Raw genomic sequence first — 1,897 nt, 5'->3', positions numbered from 1 at the left:
ATCCCCAATCCACGCCTCCATGAACTTCTGCCCTGGCACTGGAAAGCCCACCAGCAGGTCCACAATACCATCGCCGCCTGAATACGCCCGCGTCTCTCGCCGGATGATTACGGTGGTTCCGCAGGCTGATGCGCCGTTTCCTGTTCCAGACCATTCATGATGTCTGTCTGATGCTCGATCGTGAAGCGGCAGGACGCGAAACCAGTCCATCGGGTGGTGTCATTGATAGCCAGAGTATCAAGGCACCCCACGCAAAGACACGTGGTTATGACGCAGGCAAGAAGATCGTCGGTCGGAAACGTCACATCGCAGTTGATACGGATGGCCGCCTTCTCCTGGTCCAGCTGACAACAGCCGATATTTCGGACAGTGCAGGAGGACAGATGATCCTTGATGCCATTCGTAAACGCTGGCCTTGGGTGAAGCACCTGTTTGCCGATGGAGCCTATGACCGCCTCCAGTTGATGGATAAGGCCACTTTTCTCGACTTCACAGTCGAGATCATCCGGCGGTCAGAGACAGCAAAAGGGTTTGAAATCCTGCCGCGTCGGTGGGTTGTGGAACGGACCTTCGGTTGGATAATCCGCTGGCGTCGCCTTGTGAAGGACTACGAACAGCGGATCGACGTCGCAGAGGCCATGATCCACATCGCCATGGGAAGCCTCATGCTACGCCGAAACGCTCATCCGTGAATTTCCAAAAGGGCTCTTAGAAATGTCGGTCTATTTACTTTCGGTGCTAATGCAGTATTGGGTTTTTAATACATAACAATGCACTGAGAAATGGCGGAAACGGTTAATGATCAAGAATATTCCCGGATTTTTGAAGCTTTCTGCGGTTTTCGATCTTTTCGAAGAACTCGCAATGCTGGTGCTTACGCTTTGCATCATGGTCGTCGCGGCTTTGGGTCTCGTGCATGTTCTGTACGCCGTTTTTGAAATGGTGCTGACCGCGACCTTCTCACCGACCAATCCTGCGGCTCTCCAGAGCCTTTTCGGTCTTTTTTTTACCGTTTTGATTGCACTGGAGTTCAAGCACTCTATTCTTGTCTCACCCGACACACCCTCGCACAGCATGGTCAGAATGCGCTCCGTCCTTCTCATCGGTATGATGGCGACCGTTCGCAAATTCATTGTCCTGGACCTCACCGGCGTCGACGTCATGGAAGTTCTGGCACTCTCGACGGCAATCCTGGCCTTGGGGATCGTCTATTGGCTCGTTCGTGGCAATAATAAAATAACGAGTTAACTCTGAGATCTCAGTATTTTAATTCTAGAGATAACGTCCGCTTTTGGAAAATTATTCAGATCTTTTCTATGACTGACATGAAGGCGAGAGCAGTATAGCCGATCCCGATGCTTCGGCCAATTCTTTCAGCCATCAGTTCGACCGCGTGCGACAACCACTGTAGGCTTGAAGCAGTCGTTGGCACACGATGCGACCGCCCTGAAAGAAAATTTTTGGAGCATGGTCCACAGTAGTGAACCGATGGGCTGGACATCACAACGCATCCGCTTCTTATCGTCGCGGTACTCGTGCAGACTGCAACGCGTTAGTCTAAACCGACCGCATAAAGTAGGCTAACGCGACAGATCAGCAACCACGTGTTAAGATAACTAATGCTTACCTTCCCGAATGAATGGCGGTTCGAGGCTCCTGGTGATCCTCTCCCTTCGATAGTCATCAATCAATTCGATGACTTTATCTCGAAGGTCGCGTCTCAGGGCGACCGCTGGAACGTAATTGAATTCTTCAAGGCTCGTTTTGCCGGAGCGGCAGGGCTTCCTGAGGTGGTCCCGTCCGTTCGGACAGTTTTGCGGGCTTGATAAGCTATACCCGGTTGTTGTTATGCCGCCCTTCTGACGGCGTTGCTGTTGGCCATCTGGTCCGGGGTTAA

At 52.0% G+C, this 1,897-nt stretch carries 2 protein-coding genes and 1 pseudogene; 2 read left to right on the top strand and 1 reads right to left on the bottom strand.

All coding sequences use genetic code 11. The features are described from left to right. Window positions 1-113: 113 nt before the first annotated feature. Window positions 114-692 (top strand): annotated as a pseudogene (locus tag HKD31_RS15880) (IS5-like element IS12528 family transposase); the annotation flags it as partial. Between the two features lie 106 nt (window positions 693-798). Continuing rightward, complete coding sequence (locus HKD31_RS15875) at window positions 799-1,248, top strand: phosphate-starvation-inducible PsiE family protein (RefSeq protein ID WP_061490037.1); 450 nt, start codon at window positions 799-801, stop codon at window positions 1,246-1,248. 368 nt (window positions 1,249-1,616) lie between these two features. On the opposite strand, the gene HKD31_RS16200 is transcribed toward HKD31_RS15875, so the two are convergent. Next, window positions 1,617-1,897, bottom strand: a 281-nt coding sequence (locus HKD31_RS16200; protein ID WP_228120967.1) for a hypothetical protein, incomplete at its 5' end; no start/stop codon positions are given.

The organism is Gluconobacter potus, from assembly GCF_015244705.1.
Taxonomy (GTDB): domain Bacteria; phylum Pseudomonadota; class Alphaproteobacteria; order Acetobacterales; family Acetobacteraceae; genus Gluconobacter; species Gluconobacter potus.
The sequence above is the reverse complement of the archived record's forward strand: the minus strand, read 5'-3'. Positions and strand labels throughout refer to the sequence as shown.